The sequence below is a fragment of the Paraburkholderia sp. NMBU_R16 genome, assembly GCF_013282575.1.
In the GTDB taxonomy this organism is placed as follows: Bacteria; Pseudomonadota; Gammaproteobacteria; order Burkholderiales; family Burkholderiaceae; genus Trinickia.
On record NZ_JAAAYE010000042.1, the window covers coordinates 28,155 to 53,462 of the forward strand.

At 62.3% G+C, this 25,308-nt stretch carries 20 protein-coding genes and 1 pseudogene; 10 read left to right on the top strand and 11 right to left on the bottom strand.

The window, feature by feature from the left end:
- Positions 1–55: 55 nt before the first annotated feature.
- Genes waaA through waaC form a run of 3 tightly spaced genes read right to left on the bottom strand, consistent with a single transcriptional unit; the run spans position 56 to position 3,325 of the window.
- Positions 56–1,363 carry a lipid IV(A) 3-deoxy-D-manno-octulosonic acid transferase gene (gene waaA / locus GWC77_RS20010; RefSeq protein WP_173259890.1) on the bottom strand — a complete coding sequence of 436 codons (1,308 nt, stop codon included), beginning with the start codon at positions 1,361–1,363 and terminating at the stop codon, positions 56–58.
- Between the two features lie 58 nt (positions 1,364–1,421).
- A complete protein-coding gene (locus GWC77_RS20015) occupies positions 1,422–2,306 on the bottom strand; it encodes a Kdo hydroxylase family protein (protein WP_173259891.1) in 885 nt (294 codons plus the stop codon).
- A 23-nt stretch (positions 2,307–2,329) separates the two neighbouring features.
- Complete coding sequence (gene waaC / locus GWC77_RS20020; RefSeq protein WP_173259892.1) at positions 2,330–3,325, bottom strand: lipopolysaccharide heptosyltransferase I; 996 nt, start codon at positions 3,323–3,325, stop codon at positions 2,330–2,332.
- A 260-nt stretch (positions 3,326–3,585) separates the two neighbouring features.
- Here waaC and GWC77_RS20025 point away from each other — a divergent pair, with 260 nt between their 5' ends.
- Positions 3,586–4,293: a DUF2242 domain-containing protein gene (locus GWC77_RS20025; RefSeq protein ID WP_173259893.1), complete on the top strand. Its 708-nt coding sequence runs from the start codon at positions 3,586–3,588 to the stop codon at positions 4,291–4,293.
- A 4-nt stretch (positions 4,294–4,297) separates the two neighbouring features.
- On the opposite strand, the gene GWC77_RS20030 is transcribed toward GWC77_RS20025, so the two are convergent.
- Complete coding sequence (locus GWC77_RS20030) at positions 4,298–5,332, bottom strand: hypothetical protein (protein WP_173259894.1); 1,035 nt, start codon at positions 5,330–5,332, stop codon at positions 4,298–4,300.
- A 429-nt stretch (positions 5,333–5,761) separates the two neighbouring features.
- On the opposite strand from GWC77_RS20030, the pseudogene GWC77_RS20035 reads away from it, so the two are divergent.
- Positions 5,762–6,904, top strand: a pseudogene (locus tag GWC77_RS20035) (cysteine desulfurase family protein); the annotation flags it as partial.
- Positions 6,905–6,975: 71 nt separating this feature from the next.
- Here GWC77_RS20035 and GWC77_RS20040 read toward each other — a convergent pair.
- Positions 6,976–7,167: a hypothetical protein gene (locus GWC77_RS20040; RefSeq protein ID WP_254367060.1), complete on the bottom strand. Its 192-nt coding sequence runs from the start codon at positions 7,165–7,167 to the stop codon at positions 6,976–6,978.
- Positions 7,168–7,238: 71 nt separating this feature from the next.
- Positions 7,239–8,633 carry a phosphomannomutase/phosphoglucomutase gene (locus GWC77_RS20045; RefSeq protein ID WP_173259897.1) on the bottom strand — a complete coding sequence of 465 codons (1,395 nt, stop codon included), beginning with the start codon at positions 8,631–8,633 and terminating at the stop codon, positions 7,239–7,241.
- A gap of 272 nt (positions 8,634–8,905) precedes the next feature.
- On the opposite strand from GWC77_RS20045, the gene GWC77_RS20050 reads away from it, so the two are divergent.
- The 6 genes from GWC77_RS20050 to GWC77_RS20075 all read left to right on the top strand — a co-directional run bounded on the left by GWC77_RS20050 (position 8,906) and on the right by GWC77_RS20075 (position 16,128).
- Complete coding sequence (locus GWC77_RS20050) at positions 8,906–10,159, top strand: oligosaccharide flippase family protein (protein WP_173259898.1); 1,254 nt, start codon at positions 8,906–8,908, stop codon at positions 10,157–10,159.
- On the top strand, positions 10,156–10,995 hold the full coding sequence (locus tag GWC77_RS20055) for a glycosyltransferase (RefSeq protein ID WP_173259899.1): 840 nt from the start codon (positions 10,156–10,158) through the stop codon (positions 10,993–10,995). The genes GWC77_RS20050 and GWC77_RS20055 overlap by 4 nt, the downstream gene beginning before the upstream one ends.
- Positions 10,992–12,179: a glycosyltransferase family 4 protein gene (locus GWC77_RS20060; protein WP_173259900.1), complete on the top strand. Its 1,188-nt coding sequence runs from the start codon at positions 10,992–10,994 to the stop codon at positions 12,177–12,179. The genes GWC77_RS20055 and GWC77_RS20060 overlap by 4 nt, the downstream gene beginning before the upstream one ends.
- 12 nt (positions 12,180–12,191) lie before the next feature.
- Positions 12,192–13,214 carry a UDP-glucose 4-epimerase GalE gene (gene galE / locus GWC77_RS20065; RefSeq protein WP_173259901.1) on the top strand — a complete coding sequence of 341 codons (1,023 nt, stop codon included), beginning with the start codon at positions 12,192–12,194 and terminating at the stop codon, positions 13,212–13,214.
- A 521-nt stretch (positions 13,215–13,735) separates the two neighbouring features.
- A complete protein-coding gene (locus tag GWC77_RS20070) occupies positions 13,736–14,941 on the top strand; it encodes a sulfotransferase family 2 domain-containing protein (protein WP_173259902.1) in 1,206 nt (401 codons plus the stop codon).
- An 83-nt stretch (positions 14,942–15,024) separates the two neighbouring features.
- Complete coding sequence (locus GWC77_RS20075; RefSeq protein WP_173259903.1) at positions 15,025–16,128, top strand: glycosyltransferase; 1,104 nt, start codon at positions 15,025–15,027, stop codon at positions 16,126–16,128.
- Positions 16,129–16,168: 40 nt separating this feature from the next.
- Here the strand turns inward: GWC77_RS20075 and GWC77_RS20080 are convergent, their stop codons facing one another.
- From GWC77_RS20080 to GWC77_RS20095, 4 genes are all read right to left on the bottom strand, one after another.
- Positions 16,169–17,164 carry a glycosyltransferase family 4 protein gene (locus GWC77_RS20080; protein ID WP_173259904.1) on the bottom strand — a complete coding sequence of 332 codons (996 nt, stop codon included), beginning with the start codon at positions 17,162–17,164 and terminating at the stop codon, positions 16,169–16,171.
- Positions 17,165–17,174: 10 nt separating this feature from the next.
- A complete protein-coding gene (locus tag GWC77_RS20085; protein WP_173259905.1) occupies positions 17,175–18,137 on the bottom strand; it encodes an NAD-dependent epimerase/dehydratase family protein in 963 nt (320 codons plus the stop codon).
- 47 nt (positions 18,138–18,184) lie between these two features.
- Entirely contained in the window at positions 18,185–19,369 is a 1,185-nt protein-coding gene (locus GWC77_RS20090) for a glycosyltransferase family 1 protein (protein WP_173259906.1), read from the bottom strand.
- Between the two features lie 130 nt (positions 19,370–19,499).
- Entirely contained in the window at positions 19,500–21,389 is a 1,890-nt protein-coding gene (locus GWC77_RS20095; protein WP_173259907.1) for a nucleoside-diphosphate sugar epimerase/dehydratase, read from the bottom strand.
- A gap of 355 nt (positions 21,390–21,744) precedes the next feature.
- Between GWC77_RS20095 and GWC77_RS20100 the strand changes: the two genes are divergently transcribed.
- Both GWC77_RS20100 and GWC77_RS20105 read left to right on the top strand, forming a co-directional pair.
- Entirely contained in the window at positions 21,745–23,193 is a 1,449-nt protein-coding gene (locus tag GWC77_RS20100) for a mannose-1-phosphate guanylyltransferase/mannose-6-phosphate isomerase (protein WP_173259908.1), read from the top strand.
- 116 nt (positions 23,194–23,309) lie between these two features.
- A complete protein-coding gene (locus GWC77_RS20105) occupies positions 23,310–24,425 on the top strand; it encodes a glycosyltransferase family 4 protein (RefSeq protein WP_173259909.1) in 1,116 nt (371 codons plus the stop codon).
- A gap of 484 nt (positions 24,426–24,909) precedes the next feature.
- Here the strand turns inward: GWC77_RS20105 and GWC77_RS20110 are convergent.
- The coding region (locus GWC77_RS20110; RefSeq protein WP_173259910.1) for an integrase core domain-containing protein at positions 24,910–25,308 on the bottom strand (399 nt) is incomplete at its 5' end.

The following is a 25,308-nucleotide window of genomic DNA, read 5'->3' on the forward strand; positions in this document are numbered from 1 at the left end:
TGGTTTGCCGCCGGGGCTCAAGCTTCGGCTCGCCGTCGAAGCCCAACTGATCCGCTCACCCCTCCATCAACGCCCTCAAGACCTCGACGGTCCGCTCCGTCGTCCCGCGATGGCGCGCGGCAAACGCCGAAGCCGCCGCGCCCATCGTAATGCGGCGCCCCCGGTCCGAGAAAAGCTCGTCGAGCACGCGGGCAAGATCGGCCGGATCGCTGACCTGCTGCGCGGCACCGGCCGCCACCGCGTCGGCCGTCGCTTGCGCGAAATTGAACACGTGCGGCCCGATCAGCACCGGTACGCCCACCGCGCACGCTTCGATCAGGTTCTGCCCGCCCAGCGGCAGCAAACTGCCGCCAATGAACGCGACATCCGCGGCCGCATAATAGGCGCCGAGCTCGCCCATCGAATCGCCGAGCAGCACCGTCACGTCGGCCGGCAATGGCGCCATATCGGCAGGCCCCGGGGCAGCCGCGGGCTTCGCCTCGCCGCCCCATTGCGAGCGCCGCGCAAGGCGCAAGCCACGCCGTTCGACAAGGGCCGCGACCTCGTCGAAGCGCTGCGGGTGCCGGGGCACGAGTATCAAGAGCGTGTCCTTCGTCGCCTGCGCGGCCAAGGCATCGAGGATCAACCCCTCTTCCCCTTCGCGCGTACTCGCGGCCACCCACACCGGGCGCGTGCCGATCGCCGCGCGCCACGCACGACCGCGCGCCACCAAATCCGGTGGCGTCGCCATATCGAACTTCAGATTGCCGAGCACCGCGACATGGCGCGCACCGAGCGCCGTCAACCGTTCCGCATCGGCGGGGCTTTGCGCCAGCACGCGCGAGAAACCGCCGAACACCTCGCGCGTCGCCCGCCCGAAGCGGGCCGCGCGCCGGTAGGAACGCGCCGACATGCGGGCGTTGGCCAGCACGAGCGGAACATCGGCGCGGCGACATTCGTCGAGCAGCGTCGGCCAGACCTCCGTTTCCATCACGATGCCCAGCGTCGGCCGCCATGCGCGCAAGAAGCGCCGCACCGTATGCGGCATGTCATAGGGCAGATAGCAGCGTGCAACACGTGAGCCGAACAGCCGCTCGCCCGTCGCACGGCCGCTCGGCGTCATATGCGTCACGAGCAAACGCGCGTCGGGCCTGGCGCGCAAGAGCGCTTCGACAAGCGGCTCCGCGGCGCGCGTTTCGCCGACCGATACCGCGTGGACCCAGATGAGCGGAGCAAGATCGTCTCGCGGCCGGCCGGCCGTACGGCCGAAGCGTTCGCCGATATGCTCGCGATAGCCGCGCTCGTGCCGCGAGCGAATGAAAAGCCGCAGCACCGCGAGCGGCGCGACGACCCACCAGAGCGCGCGATAGAGGGCTCTCAGCATGCCGCACCCTGCCCTGACGAGGCGACACGCAGCCGCACGAAACCCACGACGGCGGCGCTCAAATCAGCGCCCGGCCGGTGAGCCGCTCGAGAATGCCGATGGGCGCGCACTCGCGCTGCACCATGGCATCGGCCGGCAGAAAGAACGTCTGCTCGAGCATGAACTGTCCCGACATCACCGCATGCGCGGTCTGATCGGAAAAGCAGACCCATACGCTGCCTGGCGGAAAGGGAAGCGTCTCCTGCGGACTCGTCTTCTGGTAATCGAGATCGGCCTTCATGCAATCGTGCAGGTGAAGCATCAGATGATCGTATTCGCTGCGTCGCGACTTCGTGATACGAAGCAACTCGAGCAGCCACGCCGAACCCGGCAATTGCGGCTTGATACGCGGCAGGAAGCGCCGGGCCATATCCTCGAACGGCTCGCCGACGCGCCAGACACGCGGCGTGCCGTGCGGGTTCACGTTCGTGAAAACGCGCAGAATCCGCTCGCCGCGGTTCGGGCGCGAGGGAAACGCATCGACATGCAAGCGGCTGTCGTCCTTGCGCCACGATGTGTGCCGCGTCTCTACGCGCATGAGACGAAGACTCGTCGGCGCCGCGCGCAACTTGCCGCGGTATTCGGGCAACAGGCCATCGACGAGCGAATGGGCGTTTGCCTGATAGCGCGCAATGAGCGCGCGTACCGCCGATTCCGTGGCCGCATCGCCGAGCACACCACGCAGTGCGCCGCCGGCAGGCTCGAGGCTGATGTTCTTGCGTTTAGGATCGGCAAGCGCGGGATCGAGCAGTGCGCGCTCGCGGCCTTCGATCGGAAAGGCCAGATTCGGGAAATAGAGCACCTTGCCGTGCTCGAGCGCGGCGCGCAAAGTTTCGCGCGGCACCGAAAGGCCCTGCCCTTGCCAATCGCCCGCGGCGACTTCGATGATTTGCGATTCGTTCATGGTTCCGTGGAGGCGCAGACGGATCAGAGGAGGCCGAAACCGGCCAGTGCCGATTTCACCTGCTGCAGCGACGGCGGCGGCCCGCCATCGCCCAGATTGACGACCTTCGGCGACCAATAGCCGCCCGTACGCCAAGCGGTCGCGAAATTGTACAGTTCAACCGTCGGACGCTCGAGCGCGGCGGCAATATGCACGAGCCCGGTGTCGACGCCGACCGTCACGGCAGCAGCGTCGAGCAGGCCCACGACCGCCGGCAGCGAAAGCCTCGGCGGCACGATGGCTGCGGCGTTGAACTCCCTGGCCAGCCGCTCGCTCGTCGCGCGCTCGGCGTCGTTTCCCCATGGCAGCACGAGCGACATGCCGCGCGAAACGAGCGCGCGGCCCAACTCGAGCCAATTCGCGTCCGGCCACTGCTTGTCGGCGCGCGAGGTGGCGTGAACGAACACCGCGTAGGGCACGGGAAGATTGAGGCCGAGCGCCGCAAGCGCCGATGCTGCGCGCGATGTGTCGAGGCCAAAATCGATGTCGTCCGCCGGCGTCGGTGCCGGCAGCTCGAGCGCTGCAGCGACGAGTTGGCGCGTACGCTCGACGACATGCGTACGCGGCGCGATAGGCACGAGCCGGTCGTAGAAAAAGCGAGCCGGCCATTCATAGCCCGCGCCGTCGGTGCGATTGCCGAGCCCCACGACCGGACGGCGCGCCCAACTCGCCACCCAGGCCGTTTTGATGAGGCCCTGACAATCGATGACGACGTCGTAGCGCTCGGCGGCGAGCGAGCGGCGCAGCGCGCGGATTTCGCGCCAGGTCGCGGCGGCGAGCGGCTCTTTGCGCCAGCGCCGCAGCGAGAACGGGATGGCCTGCCGCACCCCTGCGACAAGCCGCACGAGATCCGCAAAGCTCTCTTCGACGAGCCAGTCGATTTCGGCGCCCGGATAACGGCGCCGGATATCGGCCACCGCCGGCATGTTGTGAACGACGTCGCCCAGCGACGACACTCGCACGATCAGGATCTTTTGCACACCGAAAGAAAAAGAAAAAAACGATGGCGGCGAGACGGCCCGTGCGCGGGACGATATTGCGTACGTCGCGCGTTGGATCCGCCCAAACGCGCGATTTTACCGCGTCGGCGCGTTTTTTCCGCGATGAACCGGCTTGCGGCACGATGTTTCGCCATCGGGCGGCGCTTTTGAGCGTCTTATTCTTCGCGCGCCGATCACACTACAATAGTCCGTTTGAGCGCCGCCCCGCGGGCGTGCCCTTCTTCGTACCGATTCCTACCATGCACCGTTCGTATCGTTTTTTTCGTTTTGGCATCGTGCTGCAGCTTGCCGGGCTCGCCGCGCTGGCGGCCTGTTCGAGCGCGCCGCAGCAACCCAAGTTTCAGCAGGAGATGTTCGATACGGGAGCGAGCCAGTTCTCGCGCCATTTCGCCGCAACGTCGCCCGATGCCTGCGAGGCTGCACGGCGTGCGCTGCTGAGCCAGGGGTATCTGACTACGACGACGCGCTCCGACACGATCGACGCGAGCAAGGATTTTCAGCCGAGCGGCGACAAGCACATCACCGTGGAATTCCATGTCGTCTGTACGCCGGGTGACGATGCCGAGAATTCGAGCCTCGTCTACGCGAACGCCGTGCAAAGCGGCTATACGCTGAAAAAGAGCGACACGTCGGCAAGCGTGGGGTTGAGCATTCTCGGCTCGCTTTCGCTGCCGATTCGCTCGAACAGCGATGCAATGGTGAAGGTATCGAGCGAAACCATTCAGTCGCCGAAGTTTTATGACCGCTTCTTCGATTACGTCGATCAGTACCTGCGTACCGTGGTGAAGGCCGTGCCCGTGCCGCAGCCTTCGAAGATCAAAGCGAGCGAGTTGCCGGCTTCGCCGCCTGCGGCGCCGGCAACGCCATCGACACCTGCCGACGCGGGGAAGGACAATCTTGCGTCGCAACCGGCAGCAGCGGCGCCGGCGGGGCCACCGACGCAATAACGTCCTAACGATTCGTTTCCGGGTCAGCCCGCCGCAACCTGAGCTCGTCCCGCGCCGCGAAGCATATGGTCGCCCCGCTCGTGAAAGCCTGCCAAGCACGCTCGCGCGGACTGATGTCCAGTACCTTGCCGCTTGCCTCGGCGGCTCGATCGGCCGCTGCCTCTTTTGTGCGCACCTTATCCCAGTCCTTGACGATGGAATCGAGATCATCGAGCGCCTTTCGGAGCGGCAAAAGCTTCAAGAACTCCGCGCCAACGATGCCTTGCGCAGCGTTCTCGATATACCAACGATAGGCCGTAAGGAGGTTGCGGTCTGCCTTGTCTCTTTCGTCGGGCGTGTCCGCGAATGGCGTTGCGATCAATGCGTCGGTTGCCGCCAGCACGCGACCGACTTCCTTGGGATCGACCGGTTGCGGTTGGATCGTCGTGAATTCGGGGCGCGCCGCGAGCCGGTAAAGATGATGAACCGTGAAAAAAAACATCGCGCAGGAGATGTGCCCCTCCCAACTTGCCGGACGCTCCGCGGTCTTTTTTAGCGTCGTCCATTCCTGGAGTACGCAGCGAAGGCGCGTAAGCGCTTCTTTCAGCGGCACGATTTCGAGATCGCCTGCATCGATGTTGTTCGCACGGGCGTTTTCGATGTACCAGACAAACGCTTCGAGGATGCGAATATCGGGATCGTTGGCATTGCTCAGTGATTGGCGCGCGATGCCGATGCGTGCATTCGCGATCGACAACAATTCATCGACCGCCACTTTATCGAATTCCTCGCAAGATGCTTCGAACGCAGGGGTGCGCTCGAAATACTGGCGCCGGGCTTTCGATGCGGCGCTCTCGTCGGCGCCGTCCTCGCCGCCGACCCGGAATTGCGCGCCTTGCGCGGAGATCGCTGCTTCCGACAAGCCTATGAGGCGCTCTATCGCGGGCGAATGGACGCGAACGGAGCCACAATCCATCCGTACCTCGACACGATGCGTCGCGTCGGCGGCGTCGAATGCGTTTCTTCTCGCGTTAGCATCGTCGCTGGATACTCCCTGCATTTAGTTTTCCTTACTAAACTGTGCCCTTCGGTCCTGAGCCGCGGCAGACAGAAATGGGCCGCATACGTGCAGCGAGCCGACCTTGATTAGATATCCGTTTGCGAAGCTGCCGCCCTCGTGATCGCGAAGCAATGGGTGCGCGTGCGCACCGCCTTCCGCGATCGGGCTCGCGTAGGATCCCGACCCGTTACTTCGCTTCATCAGCATGCGAAGGTTGGGCCGGTGCGAACAATGAGCATAAAGAGCACTGCCAACGCGGCGTTGGCCGCCACACCGGCAGCCAGTGCCCGCGACGCAAAAAAATTCCTCGACATCAAAAAAGCATAGAAATTCCCACCAAGTTCCAAGCAATATCCAATTTATTTTGGAAGCACTTTTTAGGCTACTGAGCGTACGATCGCTTCGTTCTTTAAGAGCGGAGAAAAGAAGATGAGCGACGCGGGCCATTTGCACTATTTCGACTACGCCGCCACGACGCCAGCTGATCCGAGCGTCATCGAATCGATGTTCGGATGCCTCGGCATGACGGGTGCCTTCGGCAATCCGGCGTCGAGCTCTCACGCCGCCGGCCAGAGGGCGCGCCAGTTGGTGGAACGTGGACGCCAACAGGTAGCGGCGCTGATCGGCGCCTTTCCCGATGAAATCGTCTGGACTTCCGGCGCCACTGAATCGAACAATCTCGCCCTGAAGGGCTATGCCGATAACGCCTCGGCGCGACGGCATCTGATCACGAGCCAGCTCGAACACAAAGCCGTGCTCGATACGATGGCAAGCCTCGAAAAGCGCGGCATGCCCGTCAGTTATCTGCGCCCATCCGAAAACGGCGAGATCACTGTGGAGGCGGTAGCCGCGTCGTTGCGCGAGGACACTGGCCTCGTCTCGCTGATGCTCGTCAACAACGAGCTCGGCACGTTGACCGACATCGCCGCGATATCGCGCGTTGTTCATGAGGCCGGTGCGCTGCTGCACGTCGATGCGGCGCAGGCGCTCGGCAAGACGCCTATCGATGTACGGGCACTCGGCATCGATCTGATGTCGATGTCGGCACACAAGGTCTACGGCCCCAAAGGAATCGGCGCGCTATATGTCAGCCGCGAGGTATGCGAGCGCATCGCACCGCAAATGCATGGCGGGGGCCACGAACGCGGGCTGCGTTCGGGCACACTTCCCACGCATCAAATCGTCGGAATGGGCACCGCATGCGAGATCGCGCAGGATCAGATGCAAGCCGATAGCGAGCGGATCGCGAAATTGAGCGCGCGGCTGCTCGAACGGGTACTTCGACTCGAAGGCGTCAAGCACAATGCGGCCGCAGCGCGGCGCATTCCCCATACGCTGAGCCTCACCATCGATCTGCCAGGCTTTTTCACGTTCATGCTGCCCGGCGATCTGGCCGTCTCGTCGACTTCGGCCTGCAATTCCGCAGCCGGTACGCCGTCGCATGTACTGACCGCGATCGGACTCGGGCAGGATGCCGCCAGTCGAACGATCCGAATCAGCATCGGGCGGTACACGACCGAGGACGATGTCGATTATGCGGTGGGCTGCTTCGAACAGGTCGTGAGCGAATGCGCTCAGGAATGCCGGCGCTGACGCGTCAGCTTTCCTTGCGGGCCTATGCGCTGCACTATCGATGCATCGATCTATCGATCGGGGCGATTGAGGGCGGGCCACTGTGCAAAAGCGAAGACCCAAAGCATGACGATGTTGACGATCGGCACGAACATCGTCAGGAACCACCAGCCCGAGTACCCCGCTCGGCGGATGATTCTGATGTACGGATAGAGCATCGCGACCAGAACGACGATGCCGAACAGCCAGTGCCCGGAACTCATTGGATGCATTTTTTTCTCCAGTAAGGCACGTCCGCGCTGCCCCGGCACCCCACCGGGGCAGCGCGTTTCGCTTAGAACGGCAGCTTCGCGTCAGGCTTGGCGGCCAGAATCACGCGCCGGAAATCGTCCTGAATCCGCGCGAGCGCCTCGGCACTGTCGGCCTCGAAGCGCAGCACCACGACAGGCGTCGTATTCGACGAACGCGCCAACCCGAAACCATCGGGGTATTCGACGCGCAACCCATCGATCGTGATGACTTCGTCCGCTCCCTTAAAGCGCGCCTCTTTCTGCAAGCGCGCGATCAGCGTGAAGTTCTCGCCCTCTTCGAGCTTCAGTTGCAACTCTGGCGTCGATAGTGAATTCGGCAGATCGTTGAGCATCTTGCTCGGATCGCTCGCGCGAGCAAGCAACTCGAGCAAGCGAGCGCCCGTGTACAGACCATCGTCGAAACCGTACCAGCGATCCTTGAAGAACACGTGTCCGCTCATTTCACCGGCGATCGGCGCGCCCGTCTCGCGCAGCTTCGCCTTCACGAGCGAATGGCCCGTCTTCCACATGACCGGCTCGCCCCCATGCTTGCGCACCCAGGTAGCCAGATTGCGCGTGCACTTGACGTCGTAAATGACCTGCGCACCGGGATTGCGCGACAAAATCTCCTGCGCGAAGAGCATCAGTTGGCGGTCCGGATAGATGATCTGGCCATCCTTCGTGACCACACCGAGACGGTCGCCGTCGCCATCGAATGCGAAGCCGATTTCAGCATCCGTTTCCTTCAGTGCACGGATCACATCCTGCAAGTTCTCCGGATGCGCGGGATCGGGATGATGGTTGGGGAAGTTGCCGTCGATATCGGTGAACAGCTCGACGAGTTCGCAGCCAAGCGCCTTGAACAGACGCGGGGCAAGACCGCCCGCGACACCGTTGCCCGCATCCACGACGAGTTTCATCGGGCGCGCGAGCTTGATATCGCCGACGATCCGCTCGATGTATTTATCGCCGATGTCGTATTCGACATAGCCGCCGTCGCCGGCACTGAATTGACCGTCGACGATACGGCGATAAAGCGCCTGGATCTGCTCGCCGTAAATGGCCGCGCCGCGCAACACCATCTTGAAGCCGTTGTAGTCGGGCGGATTGTGGCTGCCGGTGACGACGATGCACGAATCGACCGATAGTTCGCCGCCCGGCAACGCGAGCGGCACGCTTGCCGCGAAGTAGCCGACCGGCGTCGGCACCATGCCGACATCGACGACGTCGACGCCCGCCGCGCGCAACCCGTCGGCCAGCGCCGCGACGAGCGACGGACCCGACAAGCGTCCATCGCGTCCGACGACGACGGCGTCGCCGCCCTGCGCGCGAATTTCGCTGCCGAATGCACGGCCGATCAAGCGCGCCACATCGGCATCGAGCGTCTTGCCCACGACGCCGCGGATGTCATACGCCTTGAAGATGGATTGTGAAATCATGGATAGGCTCTCAGTCTGCAAAAAAGGACGCAAAACGGCGTTGCGGCGCCAAACGCAGCGCGCCGCACGCGGTGTCGCCGATTCCCCTTACACCGCCGCCGCACGAGGGGTGCGCGATCGTTCCCACTTATAATTGCCGTTTCTCAACGGACGCACGACGCGCTCATTTTAATGCCAAGACGTTTCATTGCCGGACATTCGTCAGCCGAAGCTTGTATCAAGGCGTTAGCGAAGCGCGTCCCACGACGAGCAAATTCCCTGCCGCCCGCCGTATGCTGAAGCGTCTTGCCAATCAGGACGTCGCGAAAGCCGTCGCGAACATTATCTGGCTCGGGCTCGAAAGACTGACGCAGATCGTCGTCGCCATCGCCATCGCGGGCCTGCTTGCGCGCTATCTGGGCCCCGACGCATTCGGCAAATGGCAATACGCGAACACGCTGCTGCTCGTGCTCGCGCCCATCACATGGGTGTGCGGCGCCGAAATCCTCGTCCCGACGATCGTGCATCGCCCTGCCTCCGAGCTGGGCACGGTGCTCGGCAGCGCATTCGCGCTGCGCATGAGCGTCTCGGTGCTCGCACTCGCCGCGACCTGGACAGCCATCGCACTCGGCGTAACCGACCCACTCGTCGGCGCCATGCTCGCCGGCCTGGCCGTGACCATGCTCTTTCGCGAGCCGTTCATCGGAGTCATCAACTCGTGGCTGCAAAGCTTGACCTACAGCAAGCCGCAGTTGTTGACCAGCATCGTCACCGCGCTCGCGAAAGCCGCCCTCGTCTATCTGTTCGTGCGCGTTGCCATGGCGCCCGCCGCGTTCGGCTGGCTCTGGGCAGCGGAATCGGCCGTCATCGGCGGTGCGCTCGTCGTCTACTACATGCGCCGCCATGGCGGTAAGCTCGGCTGGCGCGTCGACGGGCCGCTGTTGCGTCACTTCGCAAGCGCGGGCACCGTGTTCTGGATCGGCCTCGTCTGCATGTATCTGTTCCTGAAGCTTGACCGGCTCATGCTGGAGCGCGCCATCTCGTTCGCCGATCTCGGCCGGTACTCGGCCGCACAGCAGATCAACGAAAACTGGATCGCGCTCGGGCTCATGCTCGCGCAGACCATCGCGCCGGCCTTCATCTACCGCGTGCAGGACACCGCCAAACTGCTCGCCAACGTACGGCGTCTGATGCTATTCGCCGCCGCGCTGATGGCGGCTGGCGCACTCGTGCTCGGTTTGTTCGGACACCTGATCATCACACGCGTCTTCGGCCCCGGCTATGAGGGCGCCGTCGCGATTTTCCGCTGGTGTGTCTGGCTTTCGGTGCCGGCCGGCGTCGAGGCCATCGGCAATCTGGTCGTGCTCAAATATCAGGCGAAGTTCGTTTTGCTCGCGAAGTGGGTGCTTGCGCTCGCCGTCGCGTTCGTCGTCAACCTCGTCGCCATCGCGCGGATCGGCGCATACGGCGCGCTCGTTGGGCTGGCCGCCGGCTATGCCGCCGCCGCCGCGGTGAACCTCTATTACATTCGCTACAAGCTGTCATGACGACGCCCACTACTTCGCTGCCGTCCGCGCCGAGCGACGCGCTTGCCGATGTCGCGGTACTGATGCCCGCCTATAACGGGCAAGCGGATGTCGAGCGCACGTTGGCGTCGTTTCGCGAACGCGCCGCTGTGCACGTCTTGCTCGTCGACGACGGCAGCGATCCGCCGATCGTCGCACCGGCTCTGCCGAACGTGAGCGTCGAAATTTTGCGGATGCCGCGAAACGGCGGTATCGAACGGGCGTTACAGGCGGGCATCGAAGCACTCGCCTCACGCGGCTGCAAGTACGCGGCGCGCATCGATGCCGGCGATCTTGCCGCGCCCGAGCGGCTCGCCAAGCAACGCGCCTACCTCGAAGCGAATCCGAATGTTGCCGGTGTCGGCATGTGGACGCAGGTGGTCACACGCGAAGGCGAACCGCTCTTCACGTTGCGCCCCGCCACCGAGCCGGCTGAAATTCGCCGCTTGCGTTTTTTCCGCTCGCAGTTGGTGCATCCGGCGATGATGCTGCGCGTCGATGCGGTGCGTGCGGTCGGCAATTACCGCGTTGCGTATCCGGCGGCCGAAGACCTCGACCTCTTCCTGCGTCTCATGGAACGCTATGACTGTGCGAACCTGCCCGAGCTAGGGCTTTATTACGAAGCCAATCCGGACGGCATCAGCGCTACGAAGCGTCGCAGGCAGATCGTCTCCACGATCCGGCTCGGCATGCGCTATTTCAACGCGCGCAACGTCTACGATTGGTTAGGACTCGCGAAGAATCTGCTGCATCTCGTCACACCCTACGGATGGCTTCACCGCATGAAGCGTGTCCTCTTTGCCGCCCGTACCGCATGAATTCGCCCGCTCGATCCGCTGCCGTTGCCACTCGCGCTACCGCTACCGCTGCGCGAACGCTTTCCATTTGCCTCGTCTGCAATACGTCGTTTGCGATCCACACGTATCGCCAAGGACTGATTCGCACGCTGATCGCCAATGGCGCGACGGTGACGGTCATCGCGCCGCGCGATCGCACGACCGCCCTGCTCGAGCAAATGGGCTGCCGGTTCGTGGAGTTGCACGTGGCGTCGAAAGGGACCAACCCGCGCGACGACCTGCGTACATTCGCCGCGCTGTATCGCCATTACCGCGCGATCAAACCCGACATCGTGTTTCACTACACGATCAAACCGAACATCTACGGCACCGTTGCCGCATGGATTGCGCGTGTTCCGTCGATTGCGGTCACGACGGGCCTCGGCTACGTCTTCATCCAAAAGAGCCGTGCGGCGATCGTAGCGAAGGCGCTCTATCGGTTCGCGTTCCGGTTTCCGCGCCAGGTATGGTTCCTCAACCGTGACGATCAAACCGCATTCGTCGAATCGCGGCTGCTCGCGCACCCGGAGCGGGCACGCCTGCTCCATGGCGAAGGGGTCGACCTGAACCATTTCGCTTATACCCCGCCGCGACAGAAACAGAACTTTACATTTGTCTTGATCGGGCGCTTGCTTTGGGACAAGGGCGTCGGCGAATATGTCGAGGCGGCACGTATCTTGCGCGAGCGGCATCCCACGGCGCGGTTCCAGCTACTCGGGCCGGCCGGCGTCGACAACCCGAGCGCGGTGACGCTCGACACGCTGCAAGCATGGCAACGCGAAGGCATCGTCGAATATCTCGGTGAGGCGCATGACGTGCGCGAGCACATTGCGAACGCGGACTGTGTCGTACTGCCTTCGTACCGGGAAGGCGTGCCACGCACGCTGATGGAAGCGTCGGCGATGGGCCGACCGATCGTGGCGACCGATGTTCCGGGCTGCCGCGAGGTGGTGGCCAACGGCATCACGGGATTTCTCTGCGAGGCGAAAAGCGCAGCAAGCCTCGCAGACAAGCTGGAAGCGATGATGGCACTGACGCCCGACGAACGGCGTGCAATGGGCGAGCGCGGTCGCGCGAAGGTCGCGGCGGAATTCGACGAAACGACTGTCATCGCGCGCTACCTCGAAACGCTGCGCGAACTCACAGGCGTTTCTCTTTATCTTTGACGGAGCACGACGATGGCGATGAAAGGCACGATTCTGGTGACGGGCGGGGCGGGGTTCATTGGCTCGCATACCGCGGTCGAACTGCTCGGAAGCGGTTATGACGTGGTCATCGTCGACAACCTCGTCAACAGCAAGCGCGAGGCCGTGCGACGCATCGAGGAGATTGCGGGCCGTGAAGTCGCTTTTTACGAAGCCGACGCATGCGATGCCGCAGCGCTGAGCGCGATTTTCGATAAACACCCGATCGATGCCGCGATTCATTTCGCCGCGTTGAAGGCGGTCGGCGAATCGGTGGCGAAGCCGATCGACTATTACCGCAACAACATCGACAGTTTGCTCACCGTGCTCGATACGATGCGTGCGCGGAATGTGAAGCGGTTCGTTTTCAGTTCGTCGGCGACGGTTTACGGTGTGCCCGAGCGCTCGCCGATCGACGAATCGTTCCCGCTTTCGGCGACGAACCCCTACGGGCAATCGAAGCTGATCGCGGAGCAGATTCTGCGCGATGTTGAACGCGCCGATCCCGCTTGGCGCATTGCCACGCTGCGGTATTTCAATCCGGTTGGGGCGCACGAGAGCGGACGTATCGGCGAGGACCCTGCGGGCATTCCGAACAACCTGATGCCTTATGTGGCGCAGGTCGCGGTAGGCAAGCTCGACAAACTGCGTGTGTTCGGTAGCGACTATGACACGCCTGACGGCACGGGCGTACGCGACTATATCCATGTCGTGGATCTGGCGCGCGGGCATATCGCGGCACTCGATGCGTTGAAGGTGCGCGATGCCAGCTTGACCGTCAATCTTGGTACGGGGCGCGGGTACTCGGTGTTGGAGGTGGTGAAAGCGTTCGAGGCCGCTTCGGGGCGGAAGGTGCCTTATGAGCTCGTGGATCGGCGGCCTGGGGATGTGGCTTCATGCTTTGCGAGTACGAGCGCGGCCGAGCAGATACTTGGCTGGCGCGCCGAGCATGGCATCGAGCGCATGTGCGTCGATCATTGGCGGTGGCAGTCGATGAATCCGAATGGGTTTGCTTGATCGAGACGGGACGGTACCTGCGACTGCTCCCGTTCGGCTTCTTCGAGGGCCGTAAGCGCGGACGAGGCGTCGAGGTACTGCCTCATAACATCATCCGCGAGCTCGAGCATGTCGATGTTCGGTATAAAGGTCTATTTCAATAAAACGTACCGAAACCACATACATTTCAACGGGTTACGGCGACAGATTGTTCGCTTTCCCTGGCGCCCCCCCAAACACCGCGTCTTGAAGCGGGCGCGACGCGCTCCGCTGATTTCGCCGGCTCCCAGCATCGCGCGTCGGGTTTCTGCGTTCGGCAGTTGAGCTCGGGGATCGGCGGCCCGGCGATGTGGCTTCATGCTTTGCGAGCACGAGTGCGGCCGGGCAGACACTTGGCTGGCGAGCCGAGCACGGCATCGAGCGCATGTGCGCCAACCAGACGGAACCGCTGCTTCCACCTTGTAAGCCAACGTAACAAGTTCGTTATTTATAAGGATCACAAAACGATATAAAATTAGCAAAAATCAGATCAATAAATAGAAATGTCCGATTTACCTCTCTATTACCTCCACATACCCAAAACAGCTGGAACTTCTCTGGTAAGTTTCCTGGATAGCCAATTCGATTCCAGCGAAATCTGCCCTGCGCAGCTGCTGCCGAGCCTCTTCGCGCTTCCGAGGCAGGATCTTTCCAAGTACGCCTTCTTCCGGGGCCATTTATGGCACGGCTTGAATACCTATTTGAAAAGAGACCTCGCTTACATAACGATGCTGCGCGACCCCGTTCAACGCACCATTTCATGGTATTCCCATGTGCGCCGCGAGCCCGACGCATATCGGCACCATCAGGTCGTGAACGAGAATTGGTCGCTCCTGGATTTCGTCTCCGACGAAGTAACGAACTGGGATTTGATCAATGCTCAGACGTTATTCCTCGCGGTCGACCTCGATTACGAGAAACTCGCGAAAGATCCCGTCGGTTACGGGCAGGCAGTCGTGCGCGAATATGCGAGCCGCAAGTACGATCGCGAACTGCTGACCCTCGCCAAGGCCCGCCTCGAACAGTGCCTCTTCGTCGGTTTGGCCGAGCGAATGAGCGAGTCGCTGCAGCTTCTGAGTCACACGCTCGGCTTCTACCCTGTCATCGAGGAACGAAAGCTCAACGTTTCGCCCAATCGGGTCCCGGCCGAGGCCCTGTCCGTCGAAGCGCTCGAAGCCATCCATCGCGTCACCGAACTCGATCGCGAGCTGTACGACTGGGCCGCGAAGGTATTCGAGCAACGGTACGCCACAATGGTCGACTCGCTGCTCATGAGCCAATGGAAGGCAAATCCTCGCCATACTCCGGCCGCCTGGAAGGTTCCGTTGCGCACCGAAGAACGAGGCCAAATCGCCATGACGGTCGTCAGCGCGCCGCGCCTCGCGCAACCTCGCTCGGTAGTCCGCGCAAACGTTGTCGTGGCAAACCGCTCACACTTCCGTCTGGCCAGCCAGACACCCTATCCGCTCAATCTTTCGTACCATTGGCTCGACGCCCAAACCGGCGGCATCGTCGTCTTCGACGGCGAACGTACCGCCCTCACCGAAACGCTTAGCGCCGGCGAATGCAAGCATTACCCGGTTCGGGTCCTCACCCCGGACAGCGCAGGCAAGTACATATTGCGGATAACGATGGTGCAAGAAGGCGTCGCGTGGTTCGATCACGAGCCGTCTCGCGTCTGCACCGATTACCCTATCGAAATCGCATAAGGCAGTTCACGCCTCATCCCCTACGCGGCAGGCATGCGGACGGCTCTCGGTATAATTCGCCGTCCGCCACCCGGCTACCGCTCATGCTCAGTTTCGCACTCGCCTTTCTCGTCTCGCTACTCGTCACGTTGCTGATCGTGCGCTATGCGCATCTGCACGAAAGGTTCTCGATCGATGCCGATCTGGCTGGCGTACAGAAGTTTCATGCCCGGCCCGTTCCGCGCGTCGGCGGCCTCGGGATTCTTGTCGGGCTCGTGGCGTCGACGCTTGAGCTCTACGGCCCCTATCCGGCTGTCTCGCTGGGCATCCTCGCATTGATCGCATGCGGCATTCCGGCATTCGCCTCGGGCTTGATCGAAGACGTCACGAAGCGCGTTTCGCCCACCGCCCGCCTGGTCGCCACCATGGGCTCCGCCGCCCTCGCCTATTTCGCGCTGCATATCGCGGTCGTGCGCATCAGCGTGCCACCGTTGGATTTTCTGCTTTCCTATGCGGTCATTTCGGCCGCGGTGACCGTGCTGGCGGTCGCGGCCTTGGCGAATGCGGTCAACATCATCGACGGCTTCAACGGTCTTGCCTCGATGGTCGCGATGATGATGTTTGCATCGCTTGCCTATGTGGCGTTCCGCCTCTCCGATCCGATCGTGCTGTCGGCATCGCTGATCATGATGGGCGCGGTGCTCGGCTTCTTCATCTGGAATTTCCCGGCCGGTCTGATTTTTCTGGGCGACGGCGGGGCCTATTTCATCGGCTTCATGCTTGCCGAGCTCGCGATCATGCTCGTCATGCGACACCGCGAGGTCTCGGCCTGGTATCCCGTGCTGCTCTTCGTTTATCCGATCTTCGAGACGTGCTTTTCGATCTACCGGAAGAAATTCGTGCGCGGCATGTCGCCCGGCATTCCCGATGGGGTGCATTTGCACATGCTCGTCTATAAGCGCCTCATGCGTTGGGCCGTCGGCGCTAAAACCGCACACGAGCTGACGCGGCGCAATTCGTTCACATCGCCCTATCTGTGGCTGCTGTGCCTCATTGGGGTCATTCCCGCGACGCTCTTCTGGCAGCACACGGTGCACCTGTTCGCATTCGTCGTGCTGTTCGCACTGACGTATGTCTGGCTCTATGTGAGCATCGTCCGTTTCAGATCGCCGAAGTGGCTCGTCGTGCGGCGCAGCGGGCGGCGCTAAGCATCCGCGCTGCGCCACCACGCCCGCGCTACCGCAGTATTCAGGCCGCCGTCCCGGCGCGCGAGCGCTCAAACGCGCGCCAGCGTTGATCGATGCCCATGCCTACGCCGGCCATCACCAGATACCAGCATGCAACTGCCAGCCATTGCGCGATGGGCGGCGTATGCAGCGCCACCAGCGCGAGCGTCGAACCGCATAACATCAGGCCGTAATAGAACAACGCGACGCGGACATGGGTCGCGCCGAGTTGCACGAGGCGCTGATAGTAGTGCTGCCGATGCGCCTCCCAGACCTTTTCGCCGCGCGCGAGCCGGCGCAGCAATGTCACCGTTGCATCCGCAATGAACGGAGCGAAGGCGAGCGCCGGAAACCAGACCGGCCACGCACCGTGCCGCCAGCCCCAAAACCCTAGCGCGCCCGCGAGGAAACCCAGCGGGATGGACCCGACGTCGCCCAGAAAGATGCGAGCCGGATGGAAGTTGAGCAAGAGAAAGCCGAACGCGGCGCCCGCAATCGCCACCGAGGCAATCGATAACTGCGGCTCGACAGCCATCGCCGCCACGGCATAGGTTGCGAAACCGAAGACCGCCATGCCGCCCGCGAGGCCGTTCGACCCATCCATGAAGTTATAGAGATTGATGAGCCAGACGAGCGCGATGACGGCAGCCACGGCGAGCCACCAATCGATGCCGTTCGCGCTCAGCGCTACCGCCGCCCCGGCCACGATCAAATGCGCCGCGAAACGCGTCTTTGCGGACAAGCCGCGGCGATCGTCGATCTGCGAAAGCGCACCCAGGACGAGTGCCCCGACGGCGAACCAACGCATCAGCGGAGCTTCGATCGCAATGATCGCAAGCGCTGCCGGCAACACGCCCCATCCGCCCACACGAGGCACCGGCTTCACGTGCAACGAACGATGATTGGGAATATCGAGCGCTATATCGAACGCCCATCCCGTGCGAAGCAGGGTCCATAGGACTGCGAAGCAGATCAGTGCAGCGGCGAAGCCAGTGAGCAGAAGCGACGATATCGTCATCGATGGCGCCTCATTCAACGGTTGAAACGGTCGATCGTGCCCGCACCGTTTCCTTCAGCCCATCAGTGACTTGCCACGGTGGCGTCCATCCGAGCTCGCTGCGCAGCCGCTTACATTCCACGCGCAAGGGCCCAGTGAGCCGATCGATCCGGTCCGACTGCCGCGTCAAAGTTCCGATCAGGCGCAACAAGGAGACAGGTACCGACACGAGCCGCGCCGGCTTGCCCAGTGCATCGGCAATGGCGCGAATCATCTGCGAGACGCTCAAATCCTCGCAGTCGGTCACGTGATAGGCACCGTCGAGCGCGGCGGGATAGGTGGCGAGCACACGAATCGCATCCGCCAGATTGCCGACATAGACCATGCTGCGTTGTGCATCGACGGCCCCCAGCGGCAACGGAACGCCCTTCTCGACGGCCTTGATGAGACCGAGGAAATTCGCGCGCACGCCCGGACCGTAGACCAACGGCGGACGCACGACGACGATCTCCATTCCAACCGCCCGCCCGAACTCGCGCAACGCCAGCTCGGCTTCGCGCTTCGATATGCCGTATGGATCGACAGGCGACGCCTCGTCGTTCTCGCGCCACGGTCGTCCCGGCTCGCCCTCCCCGAGCGCCTTGATGCTGCTGACATAAACGAACCGCCGCGCGCCGGCCGCCGATGCGGCGCGCGCGGCGTTGAGCGTGCCGTCGACATTCGTCGTTCTATGGGCAGCGATCGGGTCCACGGCGCGGTCGCGCATGATGTGCACGCGGGCCGCAAGATGAACGAAGGTGTCGCAAGGGCCGAAGGCGGGCCTGCCCAACGCGAGCGAGGCGAAGTTGTCATCCTCGATCAGGCATTCGCGCACACCGGGCGTACAGACACCTTGCCGACGCACGAGCGCAACGACGTCATGGCCGCTGTCGCGCAGCAGCGCACACAACGCCTTACCGACGAAACCGTTAGCTCCCGTTATGGCAATTCGCACACCGCCTCCTTGTATGAACCCGCCTCAACGATAACGCCTGGCGGGCATCACGCCAGCACCGACCGATAGACATCGCAAGTCTGCTCAACCGTTGCCGCCCAGGTGAGTTCGGCGGCGCGTTGCAAGCCCTTGGCGACGAGCGACTCACGCAACGCAGCGTCTTCGAGCAATCGCGCGAGGCCGTCGGCGATCGCATCGACGGAATAAGGATCGACTTCCCAAGCCGCCCCTGCCGACACTTCGGGCAAGGACGTCACATTGGCGGTCAACACCGGGACCGCGCTTGCCATCGCCTCTGCCACCGGCAGACCGAACCCTTCGTAAAGCGACGGATAGGCAAATACTGCCGCAGCCGATAGCAGCCGAGTGAGGTCGGCCCGGGACACATAGCCCGGCGCGATGATTTGACCGGCGTTCGCCAAGGGGCCGATATCGCGCTGCAGATCCGAATTCATCCACCCGTTCGCGCCGATCAGAACGAGCGGGAACTCGCGCCTCAGCGCTTCGGGCAAATGGGCGTAGGCCGCGACGAGCCGGCGCAGGTTTTTCCTCGGCTGCAACGTACAGACCGACAGCACGAAGCCACGGTATTTCAGCCCCAGGGCCGCGAGCACAGCAGAACAGACTTCCTCCGATCGAGGCTGAAAGCACGATTCCACGCCCAGATGGACCGTGACGACCTTCTCGTCGGGCAATCCATAGATGTCGTGGATTTCCTTCTTCGTGTAGTGGCTGTCGGCAATGACGACGCGCGCTTGAGCAAGCGTGCGCGGCAATCCATCGTCCAGATACTGGACGGCCACGCTCGGGTGGAATTCGGGGTGCCGCCGATGGGACAGATCGTGGACCGTGACGACGGAAGGCGCGCGGTAGCGCGACGCGATGAAATTCGTCTCGTGATAGAGGTAGCCACGCTTGGCGAAGTCCCGACGCAGACTCGCGGAAGCAAAGCTTCGGGCCAGCGTTCGAGCTTTATAGACGCCAGGGACGTTGCGCGCGGCGCGCAGAGCCGATGCGGTGAACCCCTTGCTGAATTGGGCGGCCTTGGCCAGCGACGTTTGATCGCACATCAGCGCACGCAGCGCATCGCCTTCGTAGACGGTCGAGCCCACCCATCCGGCAATTGCCTCGACATCCGGTTGCTCCAACAATCCTTCGAGCAAGTGCTGCGTATAGTAGCCGACGCCGCTGCGCGGCGGCCGCAGCGAATTGAGATCAAAAAGCAGTTTCATGCAATGGCAGCGAGCCGTGGTGGCGTTGAAAAAAGGGGCGAAAGACGCCTGACGATCAAAGCCGCCATCCTACGACAGGAAGCCGTCGATTTTCCAAAATTGGCGCCCCGGGAGGGGTGCGCGCTGCTCGTTAGCGCGTCAACACCCCGGCTGACCGCGTAATGGGGACCGATTCGAGCCGCGGCGGCAACGCCGTCTCATACTCTGGGACCCAGCGGCGCAAATCGCGGCGCACTTCATCGTCGGTCAATACCCGATGCTGCATCAACCACGGCATCAACTCGTCGAGGAGATCGCTCGGGGCTTCCCGCGCGCGGGCGATGCGTAGCTTCGGATGAACGGTGCGGGCGGTGGTTTCGTCGTCGGCGAGCAGCTCTTCGTAGAGCTTTTCGCCGGGACGCAGGCCCGTGAAAACGATTCGAATCTGCTCTTCGGTGAAGCCGTACAGACGGATGAGGTCGCGCGCCAGATCGACGATCTTCACGGGCTCGCCCATGTCGAGCACGAAGATATCGCCGCCTTGCCCCATGCTCGACGCCTGCAAGACGAGCTGCGACGCCTCGGGGATCGTCATGAAGAACCGCGTGATCTCGGGATGCGTGACCGTGACCGGCCCGCCCTTCGCGATTTGCTTCTGGAATTTCGGAATGACGCTTCCGGCACTGCCGAGCACGTTGCCGAAGCGGACGGTTTCGAATCGCGTCCCGTTGCTCGTTTGCTGAAGCGCCTGACAGGTCATCTCCGCGAGCCGTTTGCTCGCGCCCATGACGTTCGTCGGATTGACTGCCTTGTCCGTCGAGATCAGCACGAAGCGCTTCGCGCCGTGGCGGATGGCCGCGCGTGCCACGCGATAGGTGCCGAGCACGTTGTTGCGCACCGCCTGCCAGGCGTTCACTTCCTCCATCAGCGGGACGTGCTTATAGGCCGCCGCATGAAAGACGATATGAGGGGCATAGCGCGAAAAAACCTGATCGAGCAAGAGCGAGTCTTTGGCATCGCCCACCACCGGTACCATCGAGAGGCCGGGATGGTGGTCCGTCAGCTCTTCGACCAGCCGATATATTGCGTACTCCGAAACATCGAAGGCGATCAATTGAGCCGGCTCGAAGCGCAGGATCTGGCGGCACAATTCGGAGCCGATGGAACCGCCCGCGCCCGTGACCATGACCACGCGGCCTCGCAGCAACGCTTCCACATGAGGCGTATCGATCGTGACCGGCTCGCGCCCCAGCAAGTCTTCCAGATCGATATGCCGCACGCGTGCGAGGAAAGGCTGGCCTTTCGTCAATGCGGCCAGTGCCGGCAGGACCATCGCCCGGACTCCGGCACGCACGCAGATCGCGGCGACCCGGCGCTGGGCATCCACCGATGCCGATGGAATGGCGATGATCGCGTGCTCCGCCTTCAGTTGCTGAGCAAAGCGCTGTAAATCGGCGATCGGCCCCAAGACCTTATAACCGTAGATCTCGCGGCCCTGCTTGGCCGGGTCGTCGTCGAGCAGGCCGACCAGGCGCCAATCGCTCGAACGCGACAGCTCGCGCGCGAGACTCGCGCCGGCCGAGCCGGCGCCCAGCACGATCACCGGCTTGCCTTGGGCAACCAGACCCCCGTAAAGATAGAATTCCTTCGCAGTCCGATACAACGCGCGCGCGCCGCCCATGACGAGGAACAGCAGCAGCGGGCAGACGATCAGCACCGAACGCGGAATGATGGGCGATGGCTGCAGCATGACCGCGCCGATCATGATGAGCAGCGCGCCGGCGCCAACGGCCTTCGAAATACGGACCAGGTCCGGCAGACTCGCGAACACCCACATGCCCCGGTAAAGACCGAACACGCGGAACATCACCGCATAGACCAGTACAACCCAGACCAGCGCATGCAGCGCGCCGTACAAGAAGGCAACGGGTACGTCCCCGTTGAAGCGAATCGCGTAAGCCGCAAGCCATGCGGCCGTCACCGCGAGCGCATCGAAAGCAAACGCGCTCAACGACAGCCACGATGATTTAAATCGAGACATTCCGCGACTTTTCCTCGGAGTAAAGTTGGAATACATAGCGCACAGAGGCCGTTCAACGCTTTAGCGTTCTTGTTATTGATCGCGGCAGCCGGCCCGCATACAATTGCGCAGGCCAGCATTATGAGGCAGATCGGTAGCAATTTCCATGCGAAGTGGCGCCAACACCACGCCCGATCCCGCCACGGCCCTCTCAGAATAGGCCAAAACAACCCCGTTGAAGATACTTCATGAAAGACGGGGGAAGGAATAGCGCCATGCGCCGGATCGTGCAAAATCCGTAACCAGATGTTCTCGATTTCGGTCCGCCGGGGCCAATTTCCGCTAGAATCGCCCCCTGCACAATGGATCAGCGCCGATGAATATCATTCCTGTCATCATCTGCGGCGGTGCCGGAACGCGCCTTTGGCCCGTCTCCCGGGAAGCGTTTCCCAAACCGCTGCTCAAGCTCGCTGACGGTCAAAGCCTTCTGCAAAAGACGTTCTTGCGCGCAGCTCGCGTTGCGTCGACGAACGAAGTCCTGATCGTTACCAATCGCGAGACCTATTTCCTGACCAAGGACGAGTGCGGTGAGTTGGACACGGACGTATCGCGTGTCGGCTTCGTGCTCGAGCCCGCCGCCCGCAATACGGCGGCCGCAATCGGCGCCGCGGCCGAGGTCGTTCGCGAGGCGCACGGCCCCGATGCGATCATGCTCGTCATGCCGGCCGATCAACTCGTCGAGAAAGAGCAAGCCTTCGCGCAAGCCGTGCAAGACGCGGCACGCGGTGCGGCCAACGGCCGCATCGTGACGTTCGGCATTCGCCCGACCGCGCCGGAAACGGGCTACGGGTATATCGAATTCGAAGCGCGCCCCCTACCGGGTGCCGAAGGCATCCACAAGGTCGAACGTTTCATTGAAAAGCCCGAGCTGAATATCGCCAAGGAATTGGTCGGTACTGGCCGGCACCTGTGGAACGCAGGCATGTTCTGCTTCACCGCGCAGACGATGCTCGACGAATTGCAAAAGCATGCGCCGAACGTCATCGAGCCTACGCTTGCGGCTGTGAAGGACGCGCGACGCAGCACGTCCGACGATGGCTTTTCCGTCGAACTCGATGCAGCGCATTTCGGCAAGGCGCAAGACATTTCGATCGACTACGCCGTCATGGAACGGTCGAGCAACGTCAACGTCGTGCCGTGCGATCTTGGGTGGAACGATATCGGATCGTGGATTGCGATCAGCGAGTTGACTTCGCCCGACGAGAGCGGCAACCGCATTAATGCCAGGACCGCGCTGCACGATGTCGAGAACTGCTTCGTGCAGAGCGACGAGCGCCTGATCGGCATGGTCGGCGTGCGTGATCTCATCGTCGTGGATACGCCCGATGCACTGTTGATCGCCGACAAGGACCGCGCGCAGGACGTGAAGCAGATCGTCGCCAAGCTCAAGCGGACGAACGACGATGCATGCCGCCTGCACCGCACCGTGCATCGCCCCTGGGGCACTTATACGGTGCTCGAAGAAGGCGATCGCTTCAAGATGAAGCGCATCGTCGTCAAACCCGGCGCGTCGCTTTCTCTGCAGATGCACCACCATCGCAGCGAGCACTGGATCGTCGTCAGCGGCTGCGCGGAAATCGTCAACGGTGAGCAGATCATCTCGCTGCAGCCGAACGAATCCACGTATATCCCGGCGGGGCACAAGCATCGGCTCGTCAATCCGGGCGTACTCGATCTCGTGCTGATCGAAGTGCAATGCGGCGAGTATCTGGGCGAAGACGATATCGTTCGCTTCGAAGACATCTACGGGCGCGCACCCTGCTGAACTGCGGTTATGAGGGGGCTGCAAGCCCCCTTCCCTTGCTTCGATCGGGCGCGGGCGCGGCAGACTTGCCGAAGAAGCGAACAACGAACGTCGTGCCCACGAACCCTGCCTGACTCATGCGCGTTCTCCATTTCTATAAGACATACAAGCCCGATTCGATGGGCGGAGTTGAAGAGCTGATTGGGCAGATATGCTCCGGCGCGGCGAAACAAGGCGTGACGAGCGAAGTGTTGACGGTCAGCAGAGATACCTCGACCGTCGATTTCGGGGATCACATTCATCACCGCGCCAAGCTCGATGTGGAGATTGCCTCGTCGGCATTTTCAATTCACGCGTTAAAGCGTTTCAAGGATCTGACGCGGCATGCGGACGTGATTCACTATCACTTCCCCTGGCCGTTCGTCGATATGGCGCATTTTCTGACGCGCGTGCGCAAGCCGTGCCTAGTCACGTATCACTCGGATATCGTGCGGCAGAAGGTGTTGCTGCAGTTCTATAAGCCGCTGCGCGACAGGTTTCTGGCCAGCGTCGACAAGATCGTTGCGACTTCGCCGAACTACGTCGAGACGAGCGACGTGCTGCGGCGCTTTCGGGACAAGGTGGAGGTCATTCCGATCGGTCTCGATCCCGCGTCTTATGCGGCGCCCACCGAGGACAAGCTGCGATATTGGCGCGAGCGGGCCGGCGAGAAGTTTTTTTTGTTCGTGGGCAACCTGCGGTACTACAAGGGGCTGCATATCCTGCTCGATGCGCTCGCGGGTACCGAGTTCCGTGCGGTGATCGTAGGGGCCGGGCCAGTCGAGAGAGAACTGAAGCAGCAGGCCGCGCGACTGAAACTCGACAACGTCGATTTCGTCGGCCCCGTTGGCGACGACGATAAAATCGCGCTGCTGACCCTTTGTCATGCGCTGACCTTTCCCTCGCATCTGCGATCGGAAGCGTTCGGGATATCGCTGCTGGAAGGGGCGATGTTCGGGAAGGCGCTGATTTCCGCCGAGATCGGGACGGGGACGTCGTATGTGAACGTTGATGGCGAGACAGGGATCGTGGTGGCGCCTAGCGACGCGGGAGCGCTGCGCGAGGCGATGAGGCGGATCTGGACTGACGACGCGTTGGCGAGCCGCCTGGGTAAGAACGCGAAGCAACGTTTTCATCGGCTGTTCACGGCCGAACAAATGGCCAACGAGTACGTTAGGTTGTACCAACGGCTCGTGGCAAATGCCAGCCTATGACACGTTCATCAGCACAAACGCGATACCGCCTACGCGACCTCCTCGCCTATCTGCTCGCATTTGCGGCGGCAGCCGTTATCTATGTTCTCGCAACGAAATCGCTCACGCCAACACGGGTTGGGGACGGCACTGAATATTACGCTATGTATCTGGCATGGACGACCACGCACCGGCCGTTTATGACTCCCAACGCTTGGGCAGCGTTGAATCAACTCGCCGAATCTCATTCAATCCTCTATTTCGTCCCCACGTCGCAGCTTTTTGCCCAATTCCCTCAGCTCCATCTGGGTAGCACTGCAGACTTCAATCATTTTTGGCTGTACAGCTTGCTCGCAGCATTAGTGGGAAAGGTCTGCGCTGTTGTGGGCTCACCCGTGGGCCCGCACAACGCCTTCCTGCTGCTGCATAGTTTGCTTTTCGGCCTCGTCCTCGCGCTTGCCTACCGCGTCGATCCGGTGTTTGTCAACGTAGTTGTCGCGTCGCATCATGCGCACTGCTTTAATTCGGCTCGGGGCGCACGCTCCGGATTGAGCCAGACCTCGTCCTTCAATTCCCAATTGCGAGTCGAGCGAGACCACCGATGTGGGTTGCCCGCCTTGGCCTGCGCGTAGACGGCATGCCGTTGCGCCAACACGGTGGTGGCAACACCGTGGTGACGCTGCGCCGGTGTGACGAACTTCAGGCCGCTGTGCTTGTGTTCATGGTTATACCAACGCACGAACTGCTGCGTCCACGCACGCGCCGCTTCAAGGCTCGCGAATGCTCTGCGCGGGTAGTCGGGCCGGTACTTGCATGTGCGGAACAGCGCCTCAGCGTATGGGTTGTCGTTACTCACGCGCGGCCGGCTAAACGAAGCCACCACGCCGAGGTTTTGCAGCGTGGC

Excerpts from the sequence above, each read along its gene's own strand:
- waaA (WP_173259890.1), bottom strand. The coding sequence starts at position 1,363 with ATGCTGAGAGCCCTCTATCGCGCGCTCTGGTGGGTCGTCGCGCCGCTC.
- GWC77_RS20015 (WP_173259891.1), bottom strand. The coding sequence starts at position 2,306 with ATGAACGAATCGCAAATCATCGAAGTCGCCGCGGGCGATTGGCAAGGG.
- GWC77_RS20025 (WP_173259893.1), top strand. The coding sequence starts at position 3,586 with ATGCACCGTTCGTATCGTTTTTTTCGTTTTGGCATCGTGCTGCAGCTT.
- GWC77_RS20030 (WP_173259894.1), bottom strand. The coding sequence starts at position 5,332 with ATGCAGGGAGTATCCAGCGACGATGCTAACGCGAGAAGAAACGCATTC.
- GWC77_RS20040 (WP_254367060.1), bottom strand. The coding sequence starts at position 7,167 with ATGAGTTCCGGGCACTGGCTGTTCGGCATCGTCGTTCTGGTCGCGATG.
- GWC77_RS20045 (WP_173259897.1), bottom strand. The coding sequence starts at position 8,633 with ATGATTTCACAATCCATCTTCAAGGCGTATGACATCCGCGGCGTCGTG.
- GWC77_RS20050 (WP_173259898.1), top strand. The coding sequence starts at position 8,906 with ATGCTGAAGCGTCTTGCCAATCAGGACGTCGCGAAAGCCGTCGCGAAC.
- GWC77_RS20055 (WP_173259899.1), top strand. The coding sequence starts at position 10,156 with ATGACGACGCCCACTACTTCGCTGCCGTCCGCGCCGAGCGACGCGCTT.
- GWC77_RS20060 (WP_173259900.1), top strand. The coding sequence starts at position 10,992 with ATGAATTCGCCCGCTCGATCCGCTGCCGTTGCCACTCGCGCTACCGCT.
- galE (WP_173259901.1), top strand. The coding sequence starts at position 12,192 with ATGGCGATGAAAGGCACGATTCTGGTGACGGGCGGGGCGGGGTTCATT.
- GWC77_RS20070 (WP_173259902.1), top strand. The coding sequence starts at position 13,736 with ATGTCCGATTTACCTCTCTATTACCTCCACATACCCAAAACAGCTGGA.
- GWC77_RS20075 (WP_173259903.1), top strand. The coding sequence starts at position 15,025 with ATGCTCAGTTTCGCACTCGCCTTTCTCGTCTCGCTACTCGTCACGTTG.
- GWC77_RS20080 (WP_173259904.1), bottom strand. The coding sequence starts at position 17,164 with ATGACGATATCGTCGCTTCTGCTCACTGGCTTCGCCGCTGCACTGATC.
- GWC77_RS20090 (WP_173259906.1), bottom strand. The coding sequence starts at position 19,369 with ATGAAACTGCTTTTTGATCTCAATTCGCTGCGGCCGCCGCGCAGCGGC.
- GWC77_RS20095 (WP_173259907.1), bottom strand. The coding sequence starts at position 21,389 with ATGTCTCGATTTAAATCATCGTGGCTGTCGTTGAGCGCGTTTGCTTTC.
- GWC77_RS20100 (WP_173259908.1), top strand. The coding sequence starts at position 21,745 with ATGAATATCATTCCTGTCATCATCTGCGGCGGTGCCGGAACGCGCCTT.
- GWC77_RS20105 (WP_173259909.1), top strand. The coding sequence starts at position 23,310 with ATGCGCGTTCTCCATTTCTATAAGACATACAAGCCCGATTCGATGGGC.